This is a genomic window from Candidatus Nitrospira nitrosa, from assembly GCF_001458735.1.
GTDB lineage: Bacteria > Nitrospirota > Nitrospiria > Nitrospirales > Nitrospiraceae > Nitrospira_D > Nitrospira_D nitrosa.
In genome coordinates, this window is sequence record NZ_CZQA01000010.1 from 411384 (window position 1) to 433129 (window position 21746).

Annotated in this window: 23 protein-coding genes and 2 tRNA genes; 11 read left to right on the forward strand and 14 right to left on the reverse strand. The window is 54.6% G+C overall.

The window, feature by feature from the left end:
• Positions 1-2: 2 nt before the first annotated feature.
• From ybgF to xerD, 9 genes are all read right to left on the reverse strand, one after another.
• Positions 3-1391, reverse strand: a complete 1389-nt coding sequence (gene ybgF / locus COMA1_RS16355; RefSeq protein ID WP_090750506.1) for a tol-pal system protein YbgF — start codon at positions 1389-1391, stop codon at positions 3-5.
• Between the two features lie 66 nt (positions 1392-1457).
• Positions 1458-2162 carry a peptidoglycan-associated lipoprotein Pal gene (gene pal / locus COMA1_RS16360; protein WP_090750508.1) on the reverse strand — a complete coding sequence of 235 codons (705 nt, stop codon included), beginning with the start codon at positions 2160-2162 and terminating at the stop codon, positions 1458-1460.
• A 79-nt stretch (positions 2163-2241) separates the two neighbouring features.
• Entirely contained in the window at positions 2242-3582 is a 1341-nt protein-coding gene (gene tolB, locus COMA1_RS16365; protein ID WP_090750510.1) for a Tol-Pal system beta propeller repeat protein TolB, read from the reverse strand.
• Positions 3583-3585: 3 nt separating this feature from the next.
• Positions 3586-4656, reverse strand: a complete 1071-nt coding sequence (locus tag COMA1_RS16370) for an energy transducer TonB (RefSeq protein WP_090750512.1) — start codon at positions 4654-4656, stop codon at positions 3586-3588.
• 38 nt (positions 4657-4694) lie between these two features.
• A complete protein-coding gene (locus tag COMA1_RS16375; RefSeq protein ID WP_090750513.1) occupies positions 4695-5141 on the reverse strand; it encodes a biopolymer transporter ExbD in 447 nt (148 codons plus the stop codon).
• Positions 5138-5839, reverse strand: coding sequence for a MotA/TolQ/ExbB proton channel family protein (locus COMA1_RS21880; protein WP_090750515.1), 702 nt, complete (start codon positions 5837-5839; stop codon positions 5138-5140). Before COMA1_RS21880 ends, COMA1_RS16375 begins: the two co-directional genes overlap by 4 nt.
• Before the next feature lie 73 nt (positions 5840-5912).
• Positions 5913-5990: transfer RNA gene (locus tag COMA1_RS16385), tRNA-Asp, on the reverse strand.
• Between the two features lie 134 nt (positions 5991-6124).
• Positions 6125-6200 (reverse strand) — tRNA-Val (locus COMA1_RS16390).
• 114 nt (positions 6201-6314) lie between these two features.
• Entirely contained in the window at positions 6315-7265 is a 951-nt protein-coding gene (xerD, locus tag COMA1_RS16395) for a site-specific tyrosine recombinase XerD (RefSeq protein WP_090750517.1), read from the reverse strand.
• 122 nt (positions 7266-7387) lie between these two features.
• Between xerD and COMA1_RS16400 the strand changes: the two genes are divergently transcribed.
• The 3 genes from COMA1_RS16400 to trpS are packed head-to-tail and all read left to right on the forward strand — an operon-like array spanning position 7388 to position 11104.
• Complete coding sequence (locus tag COMA1_RS16400; RefSeq protein WP_090750519.1) at positions 7388-9364, forward strand: penicillin-binding protein activator; 1977 nt, start codon at positions 7388-7390, stop codon at positions 9362-9364.
• 10 nt (positions 9365-9374) lie between these two features.
• On the forward strand, positions 9375-10115 hold the full coding sequence (locus tag COMA1_RS16405; RefSeq protein WP_090750521.1) for a site-2 protease family protein: 741 nt from the start codon (positions 9375-9377) through the stop codon (positions 10113-10115).
• Entirely contained in the window at positions 10112-11104 is a 993-nt protein-coding gene (trpS, locus tag COMA1_RS16410; RefSeq protein WP_090750523.1) for a tryptophan--tRNA ligase, read from the forward strand. The genes COMA1_RS16405 and trpS overlap by 4 nt, the downstream gene beginning before the upstream one ends.
• A 466-nt stretch (positions 11105-11570) precedes the next feature.
• Here trpS and COMA1_RS16415 read toward each other — a convergent pair whose 3' ends face one another.
• Complete coding sequence (locus COMA1_RS16415; RefSeq protein ID WP_090750695.1) at positions 11571-11864, reverse strand: HigA family addiction module antitoxin; 294 nt, start codon at positions 11862-11864, stop codon at positions 11571-11573.
• 184 nt (positions 11865-12048) lie between these two features.
• On the opposite strand from COMA1_RS16415, the gene COMA1_RS16420 reads away from it, so the two are divergent.
• Positions 12049-12357: a hypothetical protein gene (locus tag COMA1_RS16420; protein WP_090750525.1), complete on the forward strand. Its 309-nt coding sequence runs from the start codon at positions 12049-12051 to the stop codon at positions 12355-12357.
• 142 nt (positions 12358-12499) lie between these two features.
• Here the strand turns inward: COMA1_RS16420 and COMA1_RS16425 are convergent, their stop codons facing one another.
• Together COMA1_RS16425 and COMA1_RS16430 are read right to left on the reverse strand one after the other, a co-directional pair.
• A complete protein-coding gene (locus COMA1_RS16425) occupies positions 12500-13138 on the reverse strand; it encodes an MBL fold metallo-hydrolase (RefSeq protein ID WP_090750527.1) in 639 nt (212 codons plus the stop codon).
• 178 nt (positions 13139-13316) lie between these two features.
• Positions 13317-13823, reverse strand: a complete 507-nt coding sequence (locus COMA1_RS16430; protein ID WP_090750529.1) for a hypothetical protein — start codon at positions 13821-13823, stop codon at positions 13317-13319.
• 118 nt (positions 13824-13941) lie between these two features.
• Between COMA1_RS16430 and COMA1_RS16435 the strand changes: the two genes are divergently transcribed.
• From COMA1_RS16435 to COMA1_RS16455, 5 genes are all read left to right on the forward strand, one after another.
• Positions 13942-14661, forward strand: coding sequence for a hypothetical protein (locus COMA1_RS16435; protein ID WP_090750531.1), 720 nt, complete (start codon positions 13942-13944; stop codon positions 14659-14661).
• Between the two features lie 411 nt (positions 14662-15072).
• Positions 15073-16632 carry an AAA family ATPase gene (locus COMA1_RS16440; protein WP_090750533.1) on the forward strand — a complete coding sequence of 520 codons (1560 nt, stop codon included), beginning with the start codon at positions 15073-15075 and terminating at the stop codon, positions 16630-16632.
• A gap of 14 nt (positions 16633-16646) precedes the next feature.
• Positions 16647-17489, forward strand: a complete 843-nt coding sequence (locus tag COMA1_RS16445) for an NlpC/P60 family protein (protein WP_090750535.1) — start codon at positions 16647-16649, stop codon at positions 17487-17489.
• A gap of 200 nt (positions 17490-17689) precedes the next feature.
• Positions 17690-18121, forward strand: coding sequence for a hypothetical protein (locus COMA1_RS16450; protein WP_090750537.1), 432 nt, complete (start codon positions 17690-17692; stop codon positions 18119-18121).
• Between the two features lie 214 nt (positions 18122-18335).
• Positions 18336-18968, forward strand: coding sequence for a hypothetical protein (locus COMA1_RS16455; protein WP_141654380.1), 633 nt, complete (start codon positions 18336-18338; stop codon positions 18966-18968).
• Positions 18969-19097: 129 nt separating this feature from the next.
• Here the strand turns inward: COMA1_RS16455 and COMA1_RS16460 are convergent, their stop codons facing one another.
• A complete protein-coding gene (locus COMA1_RS16460) occupies positions 19098-19535 on the reverse strand; it encodes a DUF5069 domain-containing protein (RefSeq protein WP_090750541.1) in 438 nt (145 codons plus the stop codon).
• A 158-nt stretch (positions 19536-19693) separates the two neighbouring features.
• Here COMA1_RS16460 and COMA1_RS16465 point away from each other — a divergent pair, with 158 nt between their 5' ends.
• A complete protein-coding gene (locus COMA1_RS16465; RefSeq protein WP_090750543.1) occupies positions 19694-20059 on the forward strand; it encodes a PilZ domain-containing protein in 366 nt (121 codons plus the stop codon).
• On the opposite strand, the gene COMA1_RS16470 is transcribed toward COMA1_RS16465, so the two are convergent.
• Complete coding sequence (locus tag COMA1_RS16470; protein WP_090750545.1) at positions 20040-20825, reverse strand: FkbM family methyltransferase; 786 nt, start codon at positions 20823-20825, stop codon at positions 20040-20042. The genes COMA1_RS16465 and COMA1_RS16470 overlap by 20 nt on opposite strands.
• A gap of 257 nt (positions 20826-21082) precedes the next feature.
• Between COMA1_RS16470 and COMA1_RS16475 the strand changes: the two genes are divergently transcribed.
• Positions 21083-21481 carry a hypothetical protein gene (locus COMA1_RS16475; protein ID WP_090750547.1) on the forward strand — a complete coding sequence of 133 codons (399 nt, stop codon included), beginning with the start codon at positions 21083-21085 and terminating at the stop codon, positions 21479-21481.
• Positions 21482-21746 lie beyond the last annotated feature (265 nt).

The following is a 21746-nucleotide window of genomic DNA, read 5'->3' on the forward strand; positions in this document are numbered from 1 at the left end:
CTTTACCGCCCCTCCTTGATTTGAACCAACTTATCGGATGCTTTCCCTGCCTCGACACTCTTGGGATAGAGCGTGACAACCTGTTTGAAGGCCGATGAAGCTCGTTTCTTATCCTTCATGGCCAAATACGCGTACCCTTTCTTCAGAATGGCCGACGGCACCTTCGCACTGCTCGGATAGTCGACCTCTACCTTATCGTACGCATCAATCGCCTTCTGAAAATCTTTCTCGCCAAAGTAGGACTCCCCAAGCCAAAATCGAGCGTTCGGCGCAAGGTTCGAATTGGGAAACTCGTCGAGAAACCCGGTGAATCCTTGCCTAGCCCCTTCCAAATCCCCGTCACGGAACAAGGCCAACAGCCGTTCATAGCGAACCCGATCTGGGGGATCGGCTGTCACCTGAACAGGGTCCGACTTAGGCGATTCTTGAGGAGGAGTGATCGTCGTCGTACCGCCTGACGTGTCCTGCCCGCCAGACACTTTTGATGCATCCCCTCCTTCCAGCATCGTCTCATTCGGCCCCACCGACGAATGCTGGGAGGACTTCGTCGCCTGCTGCAATGACACAGGCTTATGTGACACCTGCTCAACGGTCTTTATCAGGGCGTCAATGCGACTGTCTTGCTCATCGAGGCGCGCCGTAACTTTTTTTCCGACGGTTTCAAGTGCCTTCGTGATGGAGACCACACTCCGATTCACGTCCTCTGCATGTGTCGCCGTGGTTTTTGAATCCACTTCGAGCTTGGCGGCAAGATTCTTCGAGACATGTTCCCCTTCACCCACCCGATCGTTCAAGCCGGTGAGGGCTTCCCGAAACCCTGTCAACGCCTGATTAAATTGCGTAAACTTCTGAGAAACCTGCTCCATCCTATTCTGATGATCGGTCAACTCCTTTTGGTGCCCATCCAGCTTGGCATCGACGCGTTTGGCCAAACCCTCATTCGTGCGTTGCACCACGTCGATGACTTCTTTTTTGAGCGCTTCCATCGCCTTTGCCAGATCGTCCAGCCGTGCCGAGACCTTGGCATCTTGCGTCTCAAAGCTCTTCTGCATCCACAGGTATCGCGTGCTGCCGTCGGTTTCCAGCTTCGCCGCCAACTGTTCGAGTTTCTTGGTCTGCTGCTCGGCCTGCGCCGACCTGAATTTAAGATCTTCCTGCCTGGCCTGAAGGTCTTTGGTCAGATGCAGCGCCTTCTCCAGTTCTCCACGCAACTGGGGGATCTCATATTCGCGCAGAGTCGTAATTTCTTGAGTCTGCTTGGCACTCGTCTGCTTGAAATCTTTTTCGGTTTTTTTCAAATCGGACTGCTGTGCGACACACCCCGGCAAGAAAAGCCCGCCCACCGCCAAACCGAGTAGCACGCCATGCGTGGTTCGCAGTTGAGACTTCATACCTTGCACTCCAGTGGACCGATTACGACAAGGAAGCGATCATGCCGACCGCGTGTCCGACATGCACTATTTCCCGACCTTCACGACAAGATGCCCTCGACGATTCATCGAGTAGCACTGTTCCCCATGTTCCGTGCAAAACGGCCGTTCTTTTCCATAGGAGACGACCGAGAGGTGCTGAGGAACCACCCCCAGCTCGACGAGGTAGTTTCGAACGGCTTTTGCCCGCTTCTCGCCCAACACCAGGTTATACGCGGACGTACCGCGCTCGTCACAATGGCCTTCGATCTTCAGCTGGACCTGTGCATTTGATTTGATCCACTCCGCATCGTTGCTGAGCGCGTGGCGCCCTTCGTCTGTGATGGAAAAACTATCATAGGCAAAAAAGACATCCCGCAAACCTGCCGCAGCGGATGCCGTCTGCTCCGCACGTATTTCAGCGAGCTGACGCGTCGCAGCCCCAGGATCGGACTTGGCCATCAGCGTACTATTCGGGCTCACCGTTCCACTTCCGTTGTGACCACCGCTACCGAGCCGTTCTTCTAATGGGTTTCGATCTATTCCCCGCAGACCATTCGCATCATCTTTTCCGGAAAACGAGGTATCGGGGAAGCTCGAACTTGTCCCACCTTTTGCCCCTCCTCGTGCCATCTCTTCCTGTAACGCACGGGTATCGCCTCCCGATTGGACGGCTTTCTTTGAGCAAGCCGGACTCAGCAGCAGGAGCACACCAAGAATTACTGGTAGGGGGGTGACTGCTAATGTTTTCATCGAGTCGATTCCCTTCTCATCAGGTGTTCTTTCTTTTCATACCGTGGAGGACGATTCTCGTCAATGCCTTGCATAAAAATCACGAGGCGGGAGACCATGCCGGTGCGCTATTGTGAGTCCCCGTGAAGGTAATCCGTTCCAAGTCTTTCCCGTCCGTATTAATCATATAGATGTGGCTTTTCCCGTCTGCAGTGGAACTAAATACAATGTGACGTCCGTCAGGGGACCACGAAGGGGAATCATCAACCCCCGGCCCGGTTGTCAGCTGCACGCGTTTCTGCCCATCGGGCGTGATCAGACAAAGCTTGTACTCTTTTCGTGGAGTCCGGCACACATACGCGATCCAATTCCCTCGAGGAGACCAGGCGGGAGCCGCATTATAATCTCCCTCAAAGGTCAATCGGCGCACATTGGATCCATCCGCGCTAATGAGAAACACTTGCGGTCCGCCATTTCGGTCAGAGGTAAAGGCCAACTCACGGCCAGACGGTGCCCAGGAAGGGGAAAGATCTCCGCCGGCATTGGTCGTCAACCGTTGCACCGCTTTCGTGTGGGTGTCCATGCGATAGAGTTCCGCATTCCCCTCTGAACTCGATGAATACGCAAGAAAATTCCCGTCAGGAGAAAGTGCCGGCGTGATGTTCAGTCCTCCCTGTGAGACCAGGGTCCAGCGTTTTCCAGTCGCGAGCTCCAGGAGATCGATATCTTGCGTATTCCGATTGCGGTAGGTCGTAAAGACCAAATATCGTCGATCGGGAGACCAGCGCGGCATCAAGTTCAAAAATCCGTCGGCCGTCAGTTGCCGCGGATCGTATCCATCATAGTCCATCAGGAACAATTCCCGCGCCGATCCCAGCTCCGACACATAGGCGATTTTCGTCCGAGCGATCCCCGGTTCTCCGGTATAACGAAACACCAGCTCATCCGCAAATCGATGGGCCATCAGCCGAACCACCGAGGTTGAGCCCACGTATCGTTTCCCACCGACTACCTCGTTATTCCCGGCGTCATAGACATAGCCGTCCATATTCACATCGGCATCTTTATTCCCACTCTTAATACCAGCTCGTCCCCACACCACGACCGACACGCCGTTCTCAACCGCGTGTTTGAAGGATGGATCCGGCTCAGCTCCCAGCTGGCCGGACTTAATGCCGAGACCATTCACATCGACGAGAGCAAACACCAGGGAGCGACGCACATCCGTTTTGAGGACCTCTTCAATACGGCTGCCGAGCTTCACGCGACCCTCCGGTGACTCCGTACCACCCAGATTCTCAATTCCGGCAATGGCCAATGGAATTTTTTGAAAATCAGGCCTCGCCGCTTCGAGGAATACGTCGGCAGCACCAGATTCGATGATCCACACCAGGCCGACCAGGGCACAGAAACCCGCGATCACGAGCGTTCGTAGCGTCATAATTTATCCTTGGGGCTCGCCCACGGTGAAGGTAAAGTGGGCATCAAAGTATGAATCGGAAATATCGGCCGGGAAGGCCGGCAATGGATTTGCGCTCAGAACCGCCCGCTTCCCCGCCAAATCATAATACTCGTTCCCGGACGATTGTTCGATGGAGACACCCGTGACTTTCCCGTCCCGATGCAGTCTGAATTGGACGATGACCACATACACCTGGTTGGTCAGGTCCAGCGGTGGAGCACTCCAGCTATTACTGATGCGCTGCCGGACCAGCGCCAGATAAGCATTCGACCCAGGAGCCATTCCTGGAACCTTCAGCGTCGTATCGACGGCCTTGACACTTGGTACTTTTGCCTCAACTTGGGGAGCCGGCTGGGGCGCAGGCCTTACCGGAACATCGACCGAAGCCGCGGCTTTTGGCACTTCCAGCTTGCTGATCTTCTTGAACTCTTCATCCAAGTCTTTCGCAAGATCTTCCGTCAGGGACGAAGACGATTTCTGGACCACAGGCTTCCCCGTGAGATCTTTCGTATCCGACACGACCGGTACATCAGGCAGCTTCATCGCCGATGTCGTCCTCGGCTTCTCCTCAGGACTGAGGTCTCCGCGTTTCGGAGCATCCGGTGGTAACTCGATGCCTTTCATGATCTCGCTCATCACATCATTCGATGATTTCGCCCGAGTGACGGGAGGAGAAACCGGCGGGGGAGAAACAGCCGGAGGCGGTACCGATGCCTGCTTCGGGACGGGAACTGCCTTTGGTGGCGCAATCGTCGTGGCACGCTCAATCGGTTTAGGCGAGTCGACGGACTTATTCTGCGGCGTCGGTTTGGGGCGTTCTACGTCTTTCTCTTTCGAAACCGGTTGGCTCTTTTGAGGCTCAAGAGTTTTCACCTGAGGCGCCGGAAGGCTGGCCAGCGAAATCTCGACGGACGCGAGCGGTCGTTCACCGTGACGCGGCAAGCGAATCCACGCCACGACGGCCAAGATACCGAGATGCAACACGAGGGAGACGAACAGGGCACGGCTCAGGCGGCGAGCCAGCTTCGCCTGCCACTCATCATCCGATATCATACCGGCTGATGTCCAAGCCTGCACCGTGAACCTTAATCCTACTGGTTAGGCAGAGGAGACGTCGCCTCCGTGATCCGTTCGGGGCCGGTTGTGGGATCGGTCACCATGCCGAGTTTTTCAATCCCGGCCTTTTTGACTCCATCCATGACCTGAACCACAACCCCATACGGCACATCACGATCGGCACGTAAATACAAGGAGACTTCCGCATGTTCTTGCTTCAGGAGATGCAACTTTCGCTCGAGCTGAGCCACGCTGACTTGATCTTTGTCGAGATACAGCCGTTGATCCTTTTCGATCGTCAACACGGCTCGAATTTCCGGTTTGATGGTGTTCGAGGCAGACGTCGGCAATTTGATGTCCATTCCACGATACAGCATCGGCGCGGTGACCATGAAGATGACTAATAACACCAAGACCACATCGACCAGTGGAATCACATTGATCTCGGCCAAAAACCGACGCTGCCTTGTCTCGAAAATCATCCCTTCGCTCCGGCGGCAACTGGATCAACGGACTTGGCCTGAGGTGGGATCAGGGCCAGGAGTTCCACCACAACGGAATCCATCTGCAACGCCGTACGCCTGATGCGCGTCAGGAAGTAATTGTAGGCAATGACCGCAGGAATCGCCGCGAATAACCCGGCAGCGGTGGCAATCAAGGCCTCAGACACTCCAGGGGCTACAGCCGCAATACTGGCCGTGCCCTGGGCACCGATTTCCCGAAACGAATCGATGATGCCCATCACGGTTCCCAACAGCCCAACGAACGGACTGATATTTCCGGTTGTCGCAAGGAAAGGAAGAAAAGATTCCAACTTGGCGATTTGACTCTGAGCGATATGAGCCGCCGTTCGCTCCATCACATGCCGATCAAAGGCGAGCGCGCCGTTCTCTTTCATCTCCGTAGGGATATAGCCGATCCGCTGGACGACGGTATGAAAAATCTTTGCGCAGGGGCTTCCGGTCGTTTGTTGCACCTGCCGCGAGACTTCTTCGACATCTCGGGCCCGCAAGAGCACCGCCATGAAACGGCGGTCTTTCTCGTCGGCGGCACGAAAGCTTGCCCACTTATAGAAAATAACCGCCCAGGAAATGATGGAAAAACCCAACAGTAACAAGAGGACCACCTTGGAGACGATCCCCAACGACATGATGATTCCCAGTGGGCCAGCTTGAAACATACGAGTCTCGACGTGCCTCCTTAGATTTCAGTCGCTCTGTGCAACGTGGATTGTATCAAACACTGGGGAAAAATGGCGGGGCCGACGGGATTTGAACCCGCGACCTCCAGATTGACAATCTGGCGTCCTAACCAGGCTGAACGACGGCCCCGCAAAATCTAGCTATGGCGGAAGATTGCAAATGACAAGACGCTCTCAGTTTGGTCGCCGATCAAGCCCCGAGCTGAGGAACAAACCCTCCGTACAACATCACTCTCCCTGCCGCTGCTTACCACAATTCCACATTGGTAGGCGGAACAGGGATTGAACCTGTGACCTCTGCCTTGTAAGGGCAGCGCTCTCCCAACTGAGCTATCCGCCCAATTTCCTTAGCAACCTCAGCGGAGCCTATCAAGTCCAAACTGCCTTGTCAACCAGCGTGCACCTCTTTCACTGCTCTTGATGACATCCTACGTATAAAAGGAAGTCTCCCTCCTCAGGCTTTTGTTCCACTCGGCCCTCGTCGCGTAAGCTGTCTCGGGAAAAATTGTTGATGAACTCGCTTCAGCCGGCTTCGTTCTACATGCGTGTAGATCTGGGTTGTCGCAATATCGGCATGCCCCAGCATCGTTTGAACGGCTCGAAGATCGGCCCCCCCTTCCAGCAAGTGCGTGGCAAACGAGTGTCGAAGCACGTGCGGCGAAATCGACTTCGTAATCCCTGCGCGTCGTGCCCGCTGCAGAAGCAGCTTCCAACAGGCTTGTCTGGTCAACCCCTGCCCACGGCGACTGACGAACAACACTCGCGTGGAGCGGCGCTTCAGAAGCGCCGGACGAACGTGGTCAAGGTATTCACTCAATAGATCACGCGCAGTCTGCCCCATTGGGACCATGCGCTCCTTGGTACCTTTTCCGACGACTCGAAGGCAGCCGAGATGTAGATCCACCTGAGCAAGCGTCAACCCCACGAGTTCCGATACACGAAGACCTGACGCATACAACAATTCCGCCATCACTCGATCGCGTTGATCCTCAATCCGATCCCGCACGGGCAACTCCAACAGCGCAGTCATCTCAGATCTCGTCAACGTCTTGGGTAAACGAACAGGCCGGCGTGCTACCGCAACTTCACGGAGAGGACTCCCTTCCAATACACGTTCCCGCACAAGAAACCGATACCACCCTCGTGTGGCCGAAAGAATCCTAGCAACAGACGATGTCGCAAGCGATTCCTGCTTGAGAGCAGCCAAAAACGACCGGATCACGTGGGATGAGACGACATCGTTCATGCGAAGTCGATGCGTCAACAAATGTCGCTGCAATCGGAACAGGTCGCGCCGGTACGCCTCGACCGTATTCGTGGCCAACCCTCCTTCAACTCTCAGTTGTGTGAGATATCGTTCAACTAGAGGGTCAAGGAGCGCGGTCGATGGGGTACTCGTGGACATCAAGTACCCGAACTATAGCCAACTCGCACGTTCCGTACAATGACACTCCCATATAGTTCTCCTTGACAGGCCTGCGCCTTTCCGATACTAGTCTGCGTACGGTCTACCATTGACCGAATGGAATGCTCGGCTATTCACATCGCCCATTGCCCCACGCTGTCCGACTGTTGCTGGCTCTCACCATCAGCGGGACGTTCACGTTCGGTGAGGCCCTCGGCCTGACACGATCGGAGGTCACTGGACCAACTGAGTCCTCCAAACCCATCGTTCCCATCCCACCAGTGTTGAACCAGGCCAAGCAGTTGATTGAAAAAGGCGCATCGGAATCGGCGGTGACCATGCTGCGTCGATTCTTGACCACAACCCCTCCCCCTGAACACCTTGACGACACCTACTTGCTACTCGGCGCCGCCCTCTACGGCATGAAAGACTATGCGGAAGCCCTTCGTGCTCTCAACCAACTCCAATTGGAGTTTCCTGAATCTGATCTGCTTGAACGGGGCAAGCTCTTGATGGCCCGAACTCATGCGGCAATGGGCAATCTCGATTTGGCCCTGCCGTTATTGGCTCAGGTTCGGACAACCACACAGGACGAGACTACGAAACGTGAGGTACAGCAGCTGACAGCCGAAGTGCTGGCTAACAAGAAAGATTATGTGCGGGCGATCCACACCTTGCTGGAGGGGATGGCTGGCAGCTCAGATGGGCAGATGACCGAGACACGAGAACAAATCCGTCAGTTCATCTCGGACAAGCTGGATAAGCGTGGCTTGACGCGCGTGCGCGAAGCCTATCCTCGCTCGTATCCCGGCGACCTCGCCTCACTTCGTCTCATCGACTATTACATCGGACGGGGTGAAGACCACTTGGCGGAACGGGAAACTCGGCATTTCCTAGCGGCGTTTCCTGCACACCCCTCCGTCCCGAAAGTGCATGAATCCCTGGATCTCATCAAAACCAGATTGAAAGCTAATCAATATCTCATTGCCGCGGTCCTTCCACTGTCGGGACCGCTGTCCACGTTCGCCACAGATGTCCTTCAAGGTATTCAACTGGCGGTGGAACGGGCTCGTGAACAGCCAGGGTCACCACCCGTTGGGTTGATCGTCAAAGACCATGACGCCGACCGGCAGGGTTTTCTGGATGATCTTTCGACACTGCTCCATGAGGATCGCCCGCTCATCGTCATCGGTCCGATGTTGTCAAAGAATCTTCCGGTCATGGCTGAAATGGCCCAGAAGACGAGAATCCCGTTGATCACACCGGCTGCCACACTCCCCAACGTCCGGCGGTTGGGCAATTACCTCTTCAGTACAGCCCTGACCTATGGGATGCAGGCCGAACGGATCGCAACCTACGCGTCCAACGAACAGGGCTATCGACGGTTCTGCATTCTCTATCCCGATACCGTCTATGGACGCGAGTTGGCTCGCTTCTTCGCGCAGGAGGTGCAGCGGCTGGACGGCGAAATTATCGCCATGGAAGCGTTTAAGGAAGGGGACACCAATTTTGCTCCCCAAATCCAGCGGCTCAAGGCCGAGGACCTGAAAAAGTATGGGTTGGCAGTCCCCGTCGAGGTGACCAATCCGACGGGTAAACCCCTGAGCCGAAATGAAAAACGAGTCCTCTACACACCAGGCTTCGACGCGATCTTCATTCCCAGTCGCTCCAAAGAGATCGGCCTTCTCGCGGCACAACTGACCTTCCACGATATTAAGGTTCCCCTTCTCGGGACCAACGGATGGAATTCCCAGGACTTTGCTCGCACCGCAGATCGTGCCGTGGACGGCGCAACATTCGTCGATGCCTTCTTCATTGATAGTCCCAATCCCGGCGTGCAGGAATTTGTCCAACGACACCAGAAACGCTTTGAATCCTCTCCCTCACTCTTCACCATGCAGGGCTACGATGCCGCAAGAATTGCCATCGATGGAATCCGCCATGGAGCCACCTCCGGAGATGCCCTGCACGACTACCTCGCGACCTCACGCAATCTCCCGACCCTGACGGGACCGGCCGGATTCGGGCAGGACGGGGCTCTGCACCGACCGCTCTTTCTTCTTCAAGTAAAACAAGGTAAGTTTGTGCAACTGAACTGAGCGCAGGGGTATGAGTTCGTTGTCACAAATCCTCCACACCATCTCCTACATGGGACTCCCGCTCCTGTTTGCCATGGTGCTCCATGAATATGCGCATGGTTGGATGGCGGACAAGTGCGGTGACTCGACCGCAAAACTGCAAGGTCGCCTCACCATCAACCCGTTGGCTCACATTGACCCATTTGGTACCGTGATTCTCCCGCTGATCTGCTTGATGCTGCCGGGAAGTTTTCTCCTGGGCTGGGCTAAACCGGTCCCGATCAACCCTGGCAATATGCATCAGCCTCGGCGCGACATGGCACTCACGGCGGCGGCCGGACCAGGAATGAATCTACTGCTGGCCGTCGCCAGCGCCTTGCTCCTTGCTTTGATTTTGACGGTCGAACCAACCTTGTCCCTCCGCAACACCGGAGACGCCGAGACGACATCCAGTCTCTTTGGGTCCATGTTTCTGCGACCGATTGCCGTCATGGCGCTCTACTCCGTGATGATCAACGTCTTCCTGGCTCTTTTCAATCTGCTTCCCATTCCACCGCTCGACGGTGGCCGCATCTTAACGGCCGTACTACCCCCTCAACCAGCCATGGCGTTAGCCAGGTTGGAGCCATACGGGATGCTCATCTTGGTCGGACTGATCGTGTTCGACAAAGAGCTGGGCATCCTTCACATGATCACAGGAACCTTTGCCAAGGGCTTGTCTGGAACCATTCTATCCACCGCACTTGGCCTACGCCCAGGAGTGACTGAATGACGGCAGTTCGAAAGCGAGTCTTGAGTGGGATGCAGCCAAGCGGCCTGATGCACCTCGGCAATTACCTGGGCGCACTGGAAAATTGGAAAGCCTTACAAGAACAGTATGATTGTTACTTCTTCGTCGCCGACTGGCACGCCCTGTCGACGAACTATGCGGATACCAGCCGTATCCGAACATTCGTTCGTGACATGTTGATCGATTGGCTGGCCGGCGGCATTGATCCGGATCGTGCCACGATTTTCATTCAATCCCGGATTCCTGAACACGCGATCCTCCATCTCCTGCTCTCGATGATGACTCCCGTGTCCTGGCTCGAACGGAATCCGACCTATAAAGAAAAGCAGGAAGAGATCAAGGAGAAAGATCTCACCACATACGGCTTTCTGGGCTACCCGGTTCTACAGGCCGCCGACATTTTGTTATACAAACCCGATTTTGTGCCGGTCGGCAAGGATCAACTCCCTCACCTTGAGCTGACGCGAGAACTTGCAAGACGTTTCAACGATATTTACAAGGCTTCCGTGTTTCCGGAACCAAAGGAACATCTGACGAAGTTTCCCAAGGTGATCGGCACCGACGGCCGCAAGATGAGCAAGAGCTATCACAATACGATCAACCTCTCGGACACCGAACCGGTCGTTCGTCAGAAGCTCAAGACCATGGTCACCGATCCGGCTCGTGTGAGAAGGACTGATCCCGGCAACCCCGATCTTTGTCCGGTCTATGAATTCCATAAGATTTATTCCCCACAGGGAACTCAAGACCAAATCAACAAAGACTGCCGCACCGCCGCGATCGGCTGCATCGACTGCAAGAAACTGGTGGCGGACCGGATGGTGGACCAGCTGGCACCGATCTGGGAGAAGCGTGCCAAACTCACGCAGGAGCCATCACGTGTCGATGAGATCGTCGATGCCGGCAGCACACGCGCAGCGGTTGTGGCCAAAACAACCCTCGCTGAAGTCAACGAGGCGATGAAAATCTGAGTCGGCCATCATTTCTCCCCCAACACGTTACAAAACAGCCCGGCATGAAAATATTCAAGACCTTGATCGAAGGACAAAATTTCTTGGTGAAAGTTGAAGGAGCCGTACAACGGCTCGGTTTTTTCACAACACGAGCAGTACATGAACTCAACCCAACACAAGCTGAAGTAGTGATTCGTCAAGAACTAGAAGATAAGCTTTGCTCGAAAGTCCTAAACTCACAAGACGATCCCCCCCCAAATTGTTTTTGGCGAATTCATTGAGATTGACGCAGAAACCGCAAGTCTTATTCCCAAATCTGGATGTACTTGGTATCCACAAGACCCTTCTCCTGTGAACTAGGCTAAGAGAGTCCTTTATATCTACTCATAGGGAGCAGAGTGCAATTTCAGCGGAACGATCAGCACGTTTCGGCCACCCCCGCATTTCCCCTTTCAGTAACCATCGACTTGGTTGCCAATTTCTTCTAGGCCGCTGTGAACCGGACCTTCCCGACCTTGCCCAGTTTTACACACTGCTTCGCATGCCAGAGATCATGATTGGACTGCATGGCCAGCCAACTCTCCGGAGAACGGCCAAGAGCCTTGGAAAGGCGTAACGCCATTTCAGGGCTGATGCGGCTTGCTCCCGTCAGAACACGATTCAGCGTTGATGCCGCCACACCAAGCTTACCGACCAGTTCGCGGCCGCTCAGATTGTTGGGTTTCAGATAGACCCAGGTAATGAACTCGCCGGGGTGTGGAGGAGTATGCATAGCCATCGTTTTCAACTCTAACATTTCTCCCTTCTTACCACCATCTTTGCCCCACCTCCCCTTGCGTTCCAGATCGCTCACGACGTTGAGTGAGAGCACCTTCCAGGCGGCTCGACGAAGGGTCTATGCGACCTCACGACTTGTGGTATTGTGCTGAAAATGCGAACGAGCCCTTGGGAGGAAGAGACGGATGAATCAATTCAAGTGGGCGTTAACGGTTCTGATCTGTAACTTGACCGTCTCGGCATCGGTTGCTTTGGCTGCAGATCCGCCTTGCGACAAGTATCCGCCTGCTCAACAGCCGCGCTGTGCAGAGATCTGGAAAGCGTTGAATAAGGAAGACGGACCGGGCATTGCCCAATTTGGGCTGGATCAGCAGAAACGCCGGGAAGAGGGGAAAATCAACGCCCAGCAACATCTTGCCGAGAACATGACATTCATTAAACAAGCTACCGAGAAACGGATGGAGCGGCTGAAAGAACGAATGGCCAAAGAGTAGCGCAGCTGTTGAAAAATGCCGTCTGCGTTGTTCTCACGTCGCTTAGAGACTCACCGTACAACTCGCCTCCTCGCTCGCTGCGGCCCAGCATGACGACCTTTTTGAACAGCTGCAAGTCCCAGGGACGCGCCCACGCGCGTCATTAGACACGCACAAACTGATTCGACTCTTTTTCGAGACCGATCTCGGTCTCCGGTCCATGACCGGTGACCACCGTCGTGGCATCATCAAGGGTATAGAGTCGTTCTCGAATAGACTCTTCAATCGCCTCAAAGTTTCCACCCCATAAGTCTGTCCGACCGATGCTGCCACGGAAAAGGGTGTCACCTGCCAGTACCAGCCGATCGTTCGGCATATGGAAGCTCATCGACCCAGGTGTGTGCCCCGGCGTATGGAGGGCAACAATCGGCACCTGCCCTAACATCACCTTTTCCTCATCGACGAGCCAGTAGTCCGGTGAGAGGGCCGGCACATAGGACACCCCAAACATACGGCACTGCAGTTCGAGGTTTTCCCAGAGCTGAAGATCGTCTTGGTGGAGACAAATCGTGGCGCCGGTCACCCGCTTGATCTCGCTGGACGCCAGAAAGTGATCGAAGTGGGCGTGGGTATGCAGGATGTGGGTAACGGTCAATCCGAGCTGCTGCGCTTCCTGGAGAATGCGCTCCGGGGCGCCGCCGGGATCGATGATGACCGCTTGCTTCGTGACGGGATCACCGACAATCGAGCAATTACAGCCGAGCGGTGGGACCGAAAACGTCTTTCTGATCAACGACACCATGACAGAGGCATGCTACAGGGCTCTGGTATCCGATGCAAGCCAGGGCTCTTACGATTCGTCTCCATCTTCCTTGCCACGGATAGTCCAGACGACTTCCGTATCAAGAATCTGCCATACCTGTTCCAACCGATGGAACCACACCAGGAACCCCGCTCCGGTTCCATCCCGACGCCTATTCTCAACGTACACGAGCGCTTGATCGTTCTTCAGCGTTCGCCCCACGCGCGAGAACGCCAGGCGATCGAGCACTGAGGGAGATTCCAACGCCATTCGTATGATCATTCACAGCAGGAACCGCTAGGCGTGCCTCCACGTCTTCGTTTTTTTCTCCTGACACGAATCGATAGCGCACGCCGAACTGAAATTGGCCTTCAAGTCGACTTGGTATCTGGTTGGCACCGATAAAATCGTAGGCCAGATCTTGCGGTACCATTCCATTGAAGAATTCTTGCTGCTGAAAAAATGCCAACGTCATGGAATCGGGCTGGTTCGGCATAAGCCGCGAGACCGTCATCCGTTCTAGTAGGACCAATTGGATCTGCGACGTAAGAAATTTGCCCTCAATGATCCGGCCGTACAGATCATAGTCCTCCGGCAGGACAACAGCTGAGACCTGCCCTCCTTCCATCGCCCCCGACAACTCCATGAAAAGCAAGGGCAATAGCATCATAATACAGACAACCATCTTCTTCATCGTTGATGAGCATATCGAGAGACCACTCAGACAATCAAATTTCCGATATCACATTTACAAGTCGAACCGAAGCGTAGATAATCGTACTACCCACTTGGAAGGAGTACACGTGCAGGATAAAACACTCGTCAGTCCACAGTCACTGGGAATTGGCATCATCTGGTTCATGATTGCACTCGGCTGTGCCCCAGATACCAATCGGGAGAATCCCTTCCGCACGGAGAATGAAGCACTCAAGAAGCAACTGACGAGGCAGGAATCCCTCTTAGGCTCGTTGCAAGACGGGAATAAGGTGATGCAGCAACAGATCGATCTGCTCAATCAAGAACTCCGTGATGCCAAGAGCAGCATGGAGGTCACTAAAGCAGACGCAAAACGGCTCAACGAACAAATGGAGCTACAGCTCGCCGAAACCAAACGCATGATCGCCGCACAGATGGCGGAATCCCTGAAAGTCGATGAGAAAGGTGCCCAGTCCGATACCTTACCGCGACCCATGCCGACGGTGGCCAAAGTGGTGGAAGACGCCTTGGCGCGCAATGGCTATCACCTGAAAGTCAGCGTCAAGACCGAACAACGCGCGGTCTATGTGACCGAGCGCAAGATTTCCAACCCTGCGACGCTTGAAATGACAGGTTCACGAAATCAATATCTCGTTTCGCTTGAAGCCCTCCCCGATAGTGTCACGAAGCTTGGGGTGAAAGCAGAGTTCGAACGGGTCGCGCAGGGCGGACGGATCTTGAGTGTGAGTCATGAAGAGACGACGGAAATCGAGCGCCGCCTGATCAGCGAAATCAATAAGGTGCTCGAAAATCCTCAGAAAACCTAACCCACATTCGCGAAGCTCCCCACAGCTCAATTAGGGACATATCCACGTTCCTGTATGCCGCTCCTAGAATTGTGGCTTCGCCGCTATGACAGACGCCTAGCGGGCACACTCGTGTACGGCGTCGCAAGTCCATCCCCCGCCGACAGCGCTTCAGCCCTTCATGAATAGTGTGGACTCAGGCTGGGAACAGCGCCTGTTCCCCAACAGATCCCGATTGCCTATAGCGGCAGCGGATAGACACACGTTGGCTCACCCACCAAGTGGAGTCCCACGGCTTAATAGCCGTGGTCCCTTTGGTTTCTTCGGCGACACTCGCTCGCATTCCTTCACAGCTGTAGCTTCCTGCGTAGACGAGTGACATTCTGTGGTTTTCTTGGTCAGCGTCGAGCCTCGTGCTAGCATTTTCCTCCGATGGCGTTCTCAACCACCGTCCATGATCTCCGTACACTGATCCGTTCTTCTCACCCCCTCGTTGTTATTGAAACAGTGGAAGAGGAACGGGTCCTGGCCCTCCTGCAATCCGTCACAGCCCAGGAACGGATGCCGCTCTTTGAATGGTCGGTCACCAGAGGACTCACCCGCGCCGATGAAGGCCAGACCTTGAGCAAACTCACCTCGACCCCTTTGGCAGTCCTTCAGCACCTCCATGGATTAACAGTCGAGGCGGTATGTTGGCTGAAAGATCTGGGGCCACATCTCCAAGATGCTGCCGTCTGCCGTCAGCTACGGGAGGTTGCAGCCATCTTCAGTCGAACGCGAGCCACCTGCATCCTGACCGGTCAACCGATCACGCTGCCACTGGATCTCGACAAGATCGCCGTTCGGCTGGACTTGAAGCTGCCGGATCGACACGAACTGCAATCGATGCTGCAAGGTCTGCTGCAGTCATTGGGACCTCGCTTCGCCTCTCGTCCGCGTTCCACCACACTCGTGCACAGTATCCTCCGTTCGATCAGTGAGACCAAAGCGGCCGAAAGAGGCCCCTCATCCGAGGAGTCCGACGCAATCCTCCGTGCGCTCCACGGCTTGACACTCCATCAAGCCCGCCAGGTCATCGCCCACTGTATCGTGGAGCGCGGCACGCTTTCGGCCGAGGACGTGCAAACAATCCTGAAACGCAAGGTCCAAGCGATCAGAGACGGCGGTCTACTGGAATATTATCCCCTGGAAGACAACCGGTTTGAGCTCGGCGGATTCGGTAATCTCAAAGCATGGCTGGAGCGCGCCCGAGTGGGTTTTACCCCCGAAGCCAAGTCACTCAACCTCACCCCGCCTCGAGGCATCATGTTGGTCGGCGTGCCAGGCTGCGGCAAGTCGTTGGCAGCCAAGGCGATCGCGCGCGAGTGGACACTCCCCCTGCTGAAGCTTGATGCCGGACGATTGTTCGACAAGTTCATCGGAGAATCGGAAAAGAACTTTCGGAAGGCCATCGAAATGGCCGAAGCCTTGGCCCCGATTGTCCTATGGATCGATGAAATCGAGAAAGCGATGGTCGCGGGAGGTGGCAATGGCGAGGCGGATGCAGGCCTGAGTCGCCGCCTATTCGGAGCCTTTCTCACGTGGTTGCAGGAAAAGAAGCACGAGGTCTTCGTGGTCGCGACGGCCAATGACCTCTCATCACTCCCCCCTGAACTTCTTCGTAAAGGGCGATTCGATGAGATCTTTTTCGTCGACTTGCCGGACGATACGGAACGCGCGTCAATTTGGAGGATTCATTTGGGCCTGCGCAAGCAAGACAGTGCGCAGTTTGACCTCGACAAAATCGTCAGCGCCAGCGATGGCTTCAGCGGGGCTGAAATTGAACAGGCCGTGGTGGCTGCCCTTTATCGGGCACTCCATCAAAAAACACCGCTCACAACCGATCTGCTCATCGAAGAATTAGCCCATACCATTCCCCTGTCGGTGACCAGGCAAGAAGAGATCGATGCACTCCGACAGACGGCTCACGGGCGATTTGTCAACGTACGGTAGCGAACGGAGGACCGATGCGACAGATCGCCATCATGGGTACCATCGCAATTGTATCCCTGACAGGCTGCGCCACGCCGGCCCAAAAACCACAGCGAACAGCAATGGAATCCTTCATCCCCGTGCAAAGCCCCGGCGAGACAATGGACCTGTCTCAACAACCAGTCCTGAGCCATCAGCCACCCTTCAGTCCTCACATACCGGCTCCCGCCCCCCTGCTCACGTCCCTGCCCAGTCGATCCGCCATCGTTCACTCTGCCGTACGGTTATTAGGATCAAAGACCATCACCATCAAAGGTCAGCGTATCCACTATGACTGTGCAGGAGTGACACGAGCCATCTTTTTGGAGCACGGGATTGACCTCTATCGAAGTAGCCACCCCGAGATGAATGCGAACGGCGTCCGCCTCATCCACAACCATGTGCGTCAACATGGCATGCTTCACCGAGATAAGGACGTCCACCCAGGTGATCTAGTGTTCTTTGATAACACCTGGGATTTCAATGGAGATGGTCTGCTGAATGATCCGCTGACACACGTCGGCATTGTCGAGCAGATCCAACAAGACGGAACCGTCACCTTCATCAGCCGAGTAGCCGGCGCCATCGCCCGTTACCGCATGAATTTGCGCCAGCCACATCTTCACAAGACAGCCGAGGGGCATCTATTAAATGACTATATCCGTCGAAAACGCCCAACCGATCCCGAGAACACGGCTCGACTGACCGGTGAATTATTCTCGTCCTATGGGAATCTGTTAAGTCCTCAAAACAGTGAGCCTTTCCAAAGGCAGGCAGATCAGCATCCGTACTACCAAGGGACATCCGACCTCTCATCCTCCACGGTTGCGGAACGGTGATGGACGGGTTCATGGCACCATCGATTCTTCTCATCACATCGCAGATGCCCGACCGGCGAAGGCCAATCCTCATTTCACCTATGCGCCAGAGTATGACTACAGAACAATCGGCTGCCATCCGATAAGAATCCTAGCGAGTCACTCACAGTGGGATGGCACCTGAATCCCTAACTTTCAACCGAGCTGCTAAAATAACTATTATGGCTATTCAATCGAAACACACAGATGTCCGAGAAACCAATCCACTGCGGCGAACCTTGGCCGATGTTCGGCATGGACTCTTAGGCTTACATAAAGCCTTGATTGTCGCCGAGCAACTGACCTATGAGCGGATTTATGGCCGAGTGGACTCTACCGGCCAGCTCCTCCAGTTGGTGATGAACGACCCCTGGTTTACCTGGCTCCATCCACTATCCAACATGGTTGTCCGCATCGATGAACTGCTCGACGGGCATGATCAACCAACGGTTGATGACGTCGCGATGCTATTAACAGAAATCCGAGGGCTCATTCGCCCCTCTGAACTGGGCGATGGATATGAGCGGAGTTATTTTGAGGCGTTGCAGCGCGCCCCAGACGTCGTGCTGGCCCACTGCGAGATGAAGAAACTGCTGACACTTCCATCGGTCTAACCCTTCACCAGTCCACGGCTCATGATGAAAAACCGCCGCCGGTCCATTAGGATCGACGGCGGTTCTCCTTTCTGACTACGTCTACAACCACGACTTCCATCGCATAATCGAGCGGCAGTATGAGGCAAGCGCGCCTGAAGACAGCCCAGATCTATTCCCTGTATGATGCAGCATGGCAACGCGACAGACAAACAGCCCTACAAGCAGGATACCGATGGCCCTTTCTATCAGACGCTGGGGTCTCCCTCTCCTACTCGCAGCCGCTCTATGCCCAAATCCTGTCCACGCACAAATCCGCTCTGTCGATGTCCTGATTACAGTCGTAAAGGATAGGGTCGTTGCCCTACCAGGGGGCGGGAGTCCCGTGGAAGAGCCACTGGGAGTTAATGAAACGATCGTCACCACCGCAGCGCACGGACCAGCAGGCTTCGCTCAAACCACCCGCCGACTATTGGGATTTTCTTCAGCCTTACACCGATGGACAGAAGTGCAATTGGGGGTCGAGGAGCAGGTTGAGCAGCACCGGGTATTCCCACGTGTGCTGCTGATTCAGACCAATCGACAGTTCTACGGATTCCAAGAGAGTCGTGGCCATTGGTTCAGTGATGCATTAGGACCAAATGAGTCCGTAAAACAACTGCAGGGGCGCGGCCATGTCGCCGTTGCAATCACGACCGAGCGAGCCTTGGCATTTTCTGCTTTCACGGGAGGATTCTTCTCGATACGTTTCTCGCCGAACGAACAGGTCCAGTCGATCGACCAGACACATGATGTCACGGTGGTTCGAACCACAGTCCGTCAATTGGCGTTCCGTTCACAAATAGGCCTCTGGACGGAAATGCGATAGACAGAGCCTCGATTACAAACGACTCTGTTGCTTCCAAAGATATCCGGCGAAGACTGTTGCTCAGAGGACACACAGCATGAGCAGAACGAGACAGCCGATCGCCAAAACTTTTGTCCACGCAATCTAAAATCAGAGACGCCCTTCATCAAGTTCAATGACGTCGGCCCAAGTGGTGACGGATGGTAAGGAACTGATCGATACCCCTCGCTTGGTTGCGATCTCTTCAAGCCTCTCGTGAAATCGCTGACGCGCTGCCTCGTCTTTCGTACCAGCAGCCAATAGCCCTTGTGACCATTGCGCAACTTCCTGATCTGATGGCTTGCGGCCATTGCCCCTCACCCAAGCCAGCAAGTCTTCATCCGTCCCCCCGGCTAATACTCGCTGTTCGAATGCCGTGGCATCGATGCCAAGAAAGTCGATCAGGTACTTGTCGAACCCGACCGTGATGTAGTTGTAGTCCTGAATCTGTCCGGCATGACGCAGACGAATCTTATCGATGAACCGTCCCAGATGAGCAATACCGCCCAGCAGGACTTTGGCGCTTCGCGGATAGGTTTGATGAGTCATTGATCAGTTCTCCGAGAGACAAGTTCTCCGCAGGATAAAGAATTTCAAGAGGCCAAGTCTATAACGAATCAAGCGGAAGAGTACTCTGTTTCAACCCATCAAGTTTTTATCGGCCGTACCGATATAGACACCAGATAGGGATTAGCAAGGAGGCAGCTATGAGGCTAAGGAATAGCCCAAGAAAGTACGTGCGGTATTCTGCCAGTGTCCAGACTGACCACGGCGCAGCAGAAGGGGTCCTCTTCGATCTTTCTGCAACGGGATGCCGACTGCAAAGCAACCTGACGCTGACTCCAGGCACCTACCTCGCGCTGCATATTGAGGCTCCCGAAATTGACTCTCCTCTTGGCATCGACGTCTCCATCGTGCGGTGGCACAAGGACAACCAGTTTGGGATCGAGTTTCTACGGTACGCTGAAGCCCATCGCGAGCGCATCACTGATCTGATCGAAGGTCGAGAAGTCACGACTGTTTCTGATCACGCTCACGAAGAAGAGCTGGTTCTCAGTGCCGCCCTGGCGTAAGCGCGTCGGCCTTCTCATTTTCGCCGGCACTGGTGCCCGCCGGCCTATCGGCTCTGAAAAACACGCCATCGACCTGGTACATTTCACCGGTTTTGTCATTCGACCAGCCGTTCTCAAACTCCACCAAATGGAACCCCATGTTTTTCAGACGAGGCAGCATATCCACCATCAACAACTCACCACGATAATTCTCCACAAGCGACATCTCCATCTTCAGCCCAACAACGCGGTGTAATCCGCTGCCGATGCCCTCGATCACATTCCGTTCATACCCCTGTGCATCGATTTTCAGAAAGAGGCGATCACCTTCCGGGTAATATTTCTTCATCATTTTTTCAACAGTGGTAACTCTAATTTCTTCTTGTCGGATGACGGCTTGATCAGGAGCATTCTTCACGACATGTTCGGTCATCGTCAGAAGCGAGCTGGCCCCACCATGCCCCCCTGATACATTGATCACGCAAGATCCCTCTTTTTCACCTAAGGCAACCTGTTCCACTAACCACTTCGGATCAGACTGAGCATTTTGGCTCAATTGTTGAAATAAGTGCGAGATCGGCTCAAACGACACAATGGTTTTGTCAAAGCCGATCCATCGAAACCAGGGACCATACTGCCCGATATTGGCGCCGACGTCGAACACCATGTCGACCCGGTATTGCGCCAGAAGTGTTTCAAGTTTCGTTTTTCCCCTAGCCTGCTTTCTCCGCACCTCCAAACCAAAGTTCCCAAGCACGGCTTGTATGGGCCTTTTTAAATAATTCATAATGCTGTGTTCTTACATCGTAATTCCTCCATTGACCAATACTTTCACGTTTTGCCGTTGCTCGTTGCGCCACCCTAACTAGACCCTCTGCTCGCCGTCGAAGTCTCTATGCTGATCAAGGGAGACTCCCGCTACCCTCGTGCCTCATGACACCCGCCCTCTTAGCTGCTGGGCAGGACATGAATGGATAAGAAAAGCGACCGCAAAATCTTCTGCTAAGCTTTAAAGACAACTTACGAACCACGAAGGAGGAATGAATGGGATCACGAGAATGGGTCATGCTCGGGAGCCTGGCACTCAGTCTGATGACAATTCATTCGATCGTCTACGCCCAAAGTGGTGGAGCTGGAGGAGAGATGGGGGATTTACGCGAGGACCGACGTGACCTCCAGCACAATCGACAAGATATTAGGGAGGACAGAAGCGACATCCGAGAAGATCGCCGTGATCTTCGTGAAGATCGGCAAGAGCTGCGACACGACAGACAGTCCGGCGCTGGTCCAGGAGAACTGGCACAAGATCGGCGTGACATGCGCCAAGATCGTCGAGACCTTCGAGAGGATCATCGAGATCTAAAGCACGATCGTCAAGATCGCCGCCACGACCGCCGAGATATGCGGCATGATATGGGCGGCAGAGGACACCGCGGCCGCTAGTCGTGCCGTCGACAAAATAGAACCGGCAGAAGCTGATGCTTTCGCCGGTTCTTCGTCAGACCAAAGGCGGTTGCGAAATCCCTGGCTATTGCACCCACGTTGAGCATGACGAACTGCCCCTCAGCCCTGTCTCTGCATAGCCCAATTTCCATCACAGACCCTACCCATCGCCCATGGACTAGTACAAACCTCCTACTTTCAAAGTAGGGAGTGTTTATAAAAGTCTCCCGACCATTTTTCCTCCTTATCGACATACACAAAGCAT

What these genes read in the sequence shown, in the direction of transcription:
- pal (WP_090750508.1), bottom strand. Translation starts at nt 2,162, where the DNA reads ATGAAAACATTAGCAGTCACCCCCCTACCAGTAATTCTTGGTGTGCTC.
- COMA1_RS16415 (WP_090750695.1), bottom strand. Translation starts at nt 11,864, where the DNA reads ATGGCTATGCATACTCCTCCACACCCCGGCGAGTTCATTACCTGGGTC.
- COMA1_RS16470 (WP_090750545.1), bottom strand. Translation starts at nt 20,825, where the DNA reads ATGAATTATTTAAAAAGGCCCATACAAGCCGTGCTTGGGAACTTTGGT.
- COMA1_RS16405 (WP_090750521.1), top strand. Translation starts at nt 9,375, where the DNA reads ATGAGTTCGTTGTCACAAATCCTCCACACCATCTCCTACATGGGACTC.
- xerD (WP_090750517.1), bottom strand. Translation starts at nt 7,265, where the DNA reads ATGTCCACGAGTACCCCATCGACCGCGCTCCTTGACCCTCTAGTTGAA.
- COMA1_RS16465 (WP_090750543.1), top strand. Translation starts at nt 19,694, where the DNA reads ATGAGGCTAAGGAATAGCCCAAGAAAGTACGTGCGGTATTCTGCCAGT.
- COMA1_RS16370 (WP_090750512.1), bottom strand. Translation starts at nt 4,656, where the DNA reads ATGATATCGGATGATGAGTGGCAGGCGAAGCTGGCTCGCCGCCTGAGC.
- COMA1_RS16450 (WP_090750537.1), top strand. Translation starts at nt 17,690, where the DNA reads ATGGCTATTCAATCGAAACACACAGATGTCCGAGAAACCAATCCACTG.
- COMA1_RS16400 (WP_090750519.1), top strand. Translation starts at nt 7,388, where the DNA reads ATGCTCGGCTATTCACATCGCCCATTGCCCCACGCTGTCCGACTGTTG.
- COMA1_RS16440 (WP_090750533.1), top strand. Translation starts at nt 15,073, where the DNA reads ATGGCGTTCTCAACCACCGTCCATGATCTCCGTACACTGATCCGTTCT.
- COMA1_RS16460 (WP_090750541.1), bottom strand. Translation starts at nt 19,535, where the DNA reads ATGACTCATCAAACCTATCCGCGAAGCGCCAAAGTCCTGCTGGGCGGT.
- COMA1_RS16425 (WP_090750527.1), bottom strand. Translation starts at nt 13,138, where the DNA reads ATGGTGTCGTTGATCAGAAAGACGTTTTCGGTCCCACCGCTCGGCTGT.
- ybgF (WP_090750506.1), bottom strand. Translation starts at nt 1,391, where the DNA reads ATGAAGTCTCAACTGCGAACCACGCATGGCGTGCTACTCGGTTTGGCG.
- COMA1_RS16445 (WP_090750535.1), top strand. Translation starts at nt 16,647, where the DNA reads ATGCGACAGATCGCCATCATGGGTACCATCGCAATTGTATCCCTGACA.
- COMA1_RS21880 (WP_090750515.1), bottom strand. Translation starts at nt 5,839, where the DNA reads ATGTTTCAAGCTGGCCCACTGGGAATCATCATGTCGTTGGGGATCGTC.
- COMA1_RS16475 (WP_090750547.1), top strand. Translation starts at nt 21,083, where the DNA reads ATGGGATCACGAGAATGGGTCATGCTCGGGAGCCTGGCACTCAGTCTG.
- tolB (WP_090750510.1), bottom strand. Translation starts at nt 3,582, where the DNA reads ATGACGCTACGAACGCTCGTGATCGCGGGTTTCTGTGCCCTGGTCGGC.
- COMA1_RS16430 (WP_090750529.1), bottom strand. Translation starts at nt 13,823, where the DNA reads ATGGTTGTCTGTATTATGATGCTATTGCCCTTGCTTTTCATGGAGTTG.
- trpS (WP_090750523.1), top strand. Translation starts at nt 10,112, where the DNA reads ATGACGGCAGTTCGAAAGCGAGTCTTGAGTGGGATGCAGCCAAGCGGC.
- COMA1_RS16375 (WP_090750513.1), bottom strand. Translation starts at nt 5,141, where the DNA reads ATGATTTTCGAGACAAGGCAGCGTCGGTTTTTGGCCGAGATCAATGTG.
- COMA1_RS16455 (WP_141654380.1), top strand. Translation starts at nt 18,336, where the DNA reads ATGGCCCTTTCTATCAGACGCTGGGGTCTCCCTCTCCTACTCGCAGCC.
- COMA1_RS16420 (WP_090750525.1), top strand. Translation starts at nt 12,049, where the DNA reads ATGAATCAATTCAAGTGGGCGTTAACGGTTCTGATCTGTAACTTGACC.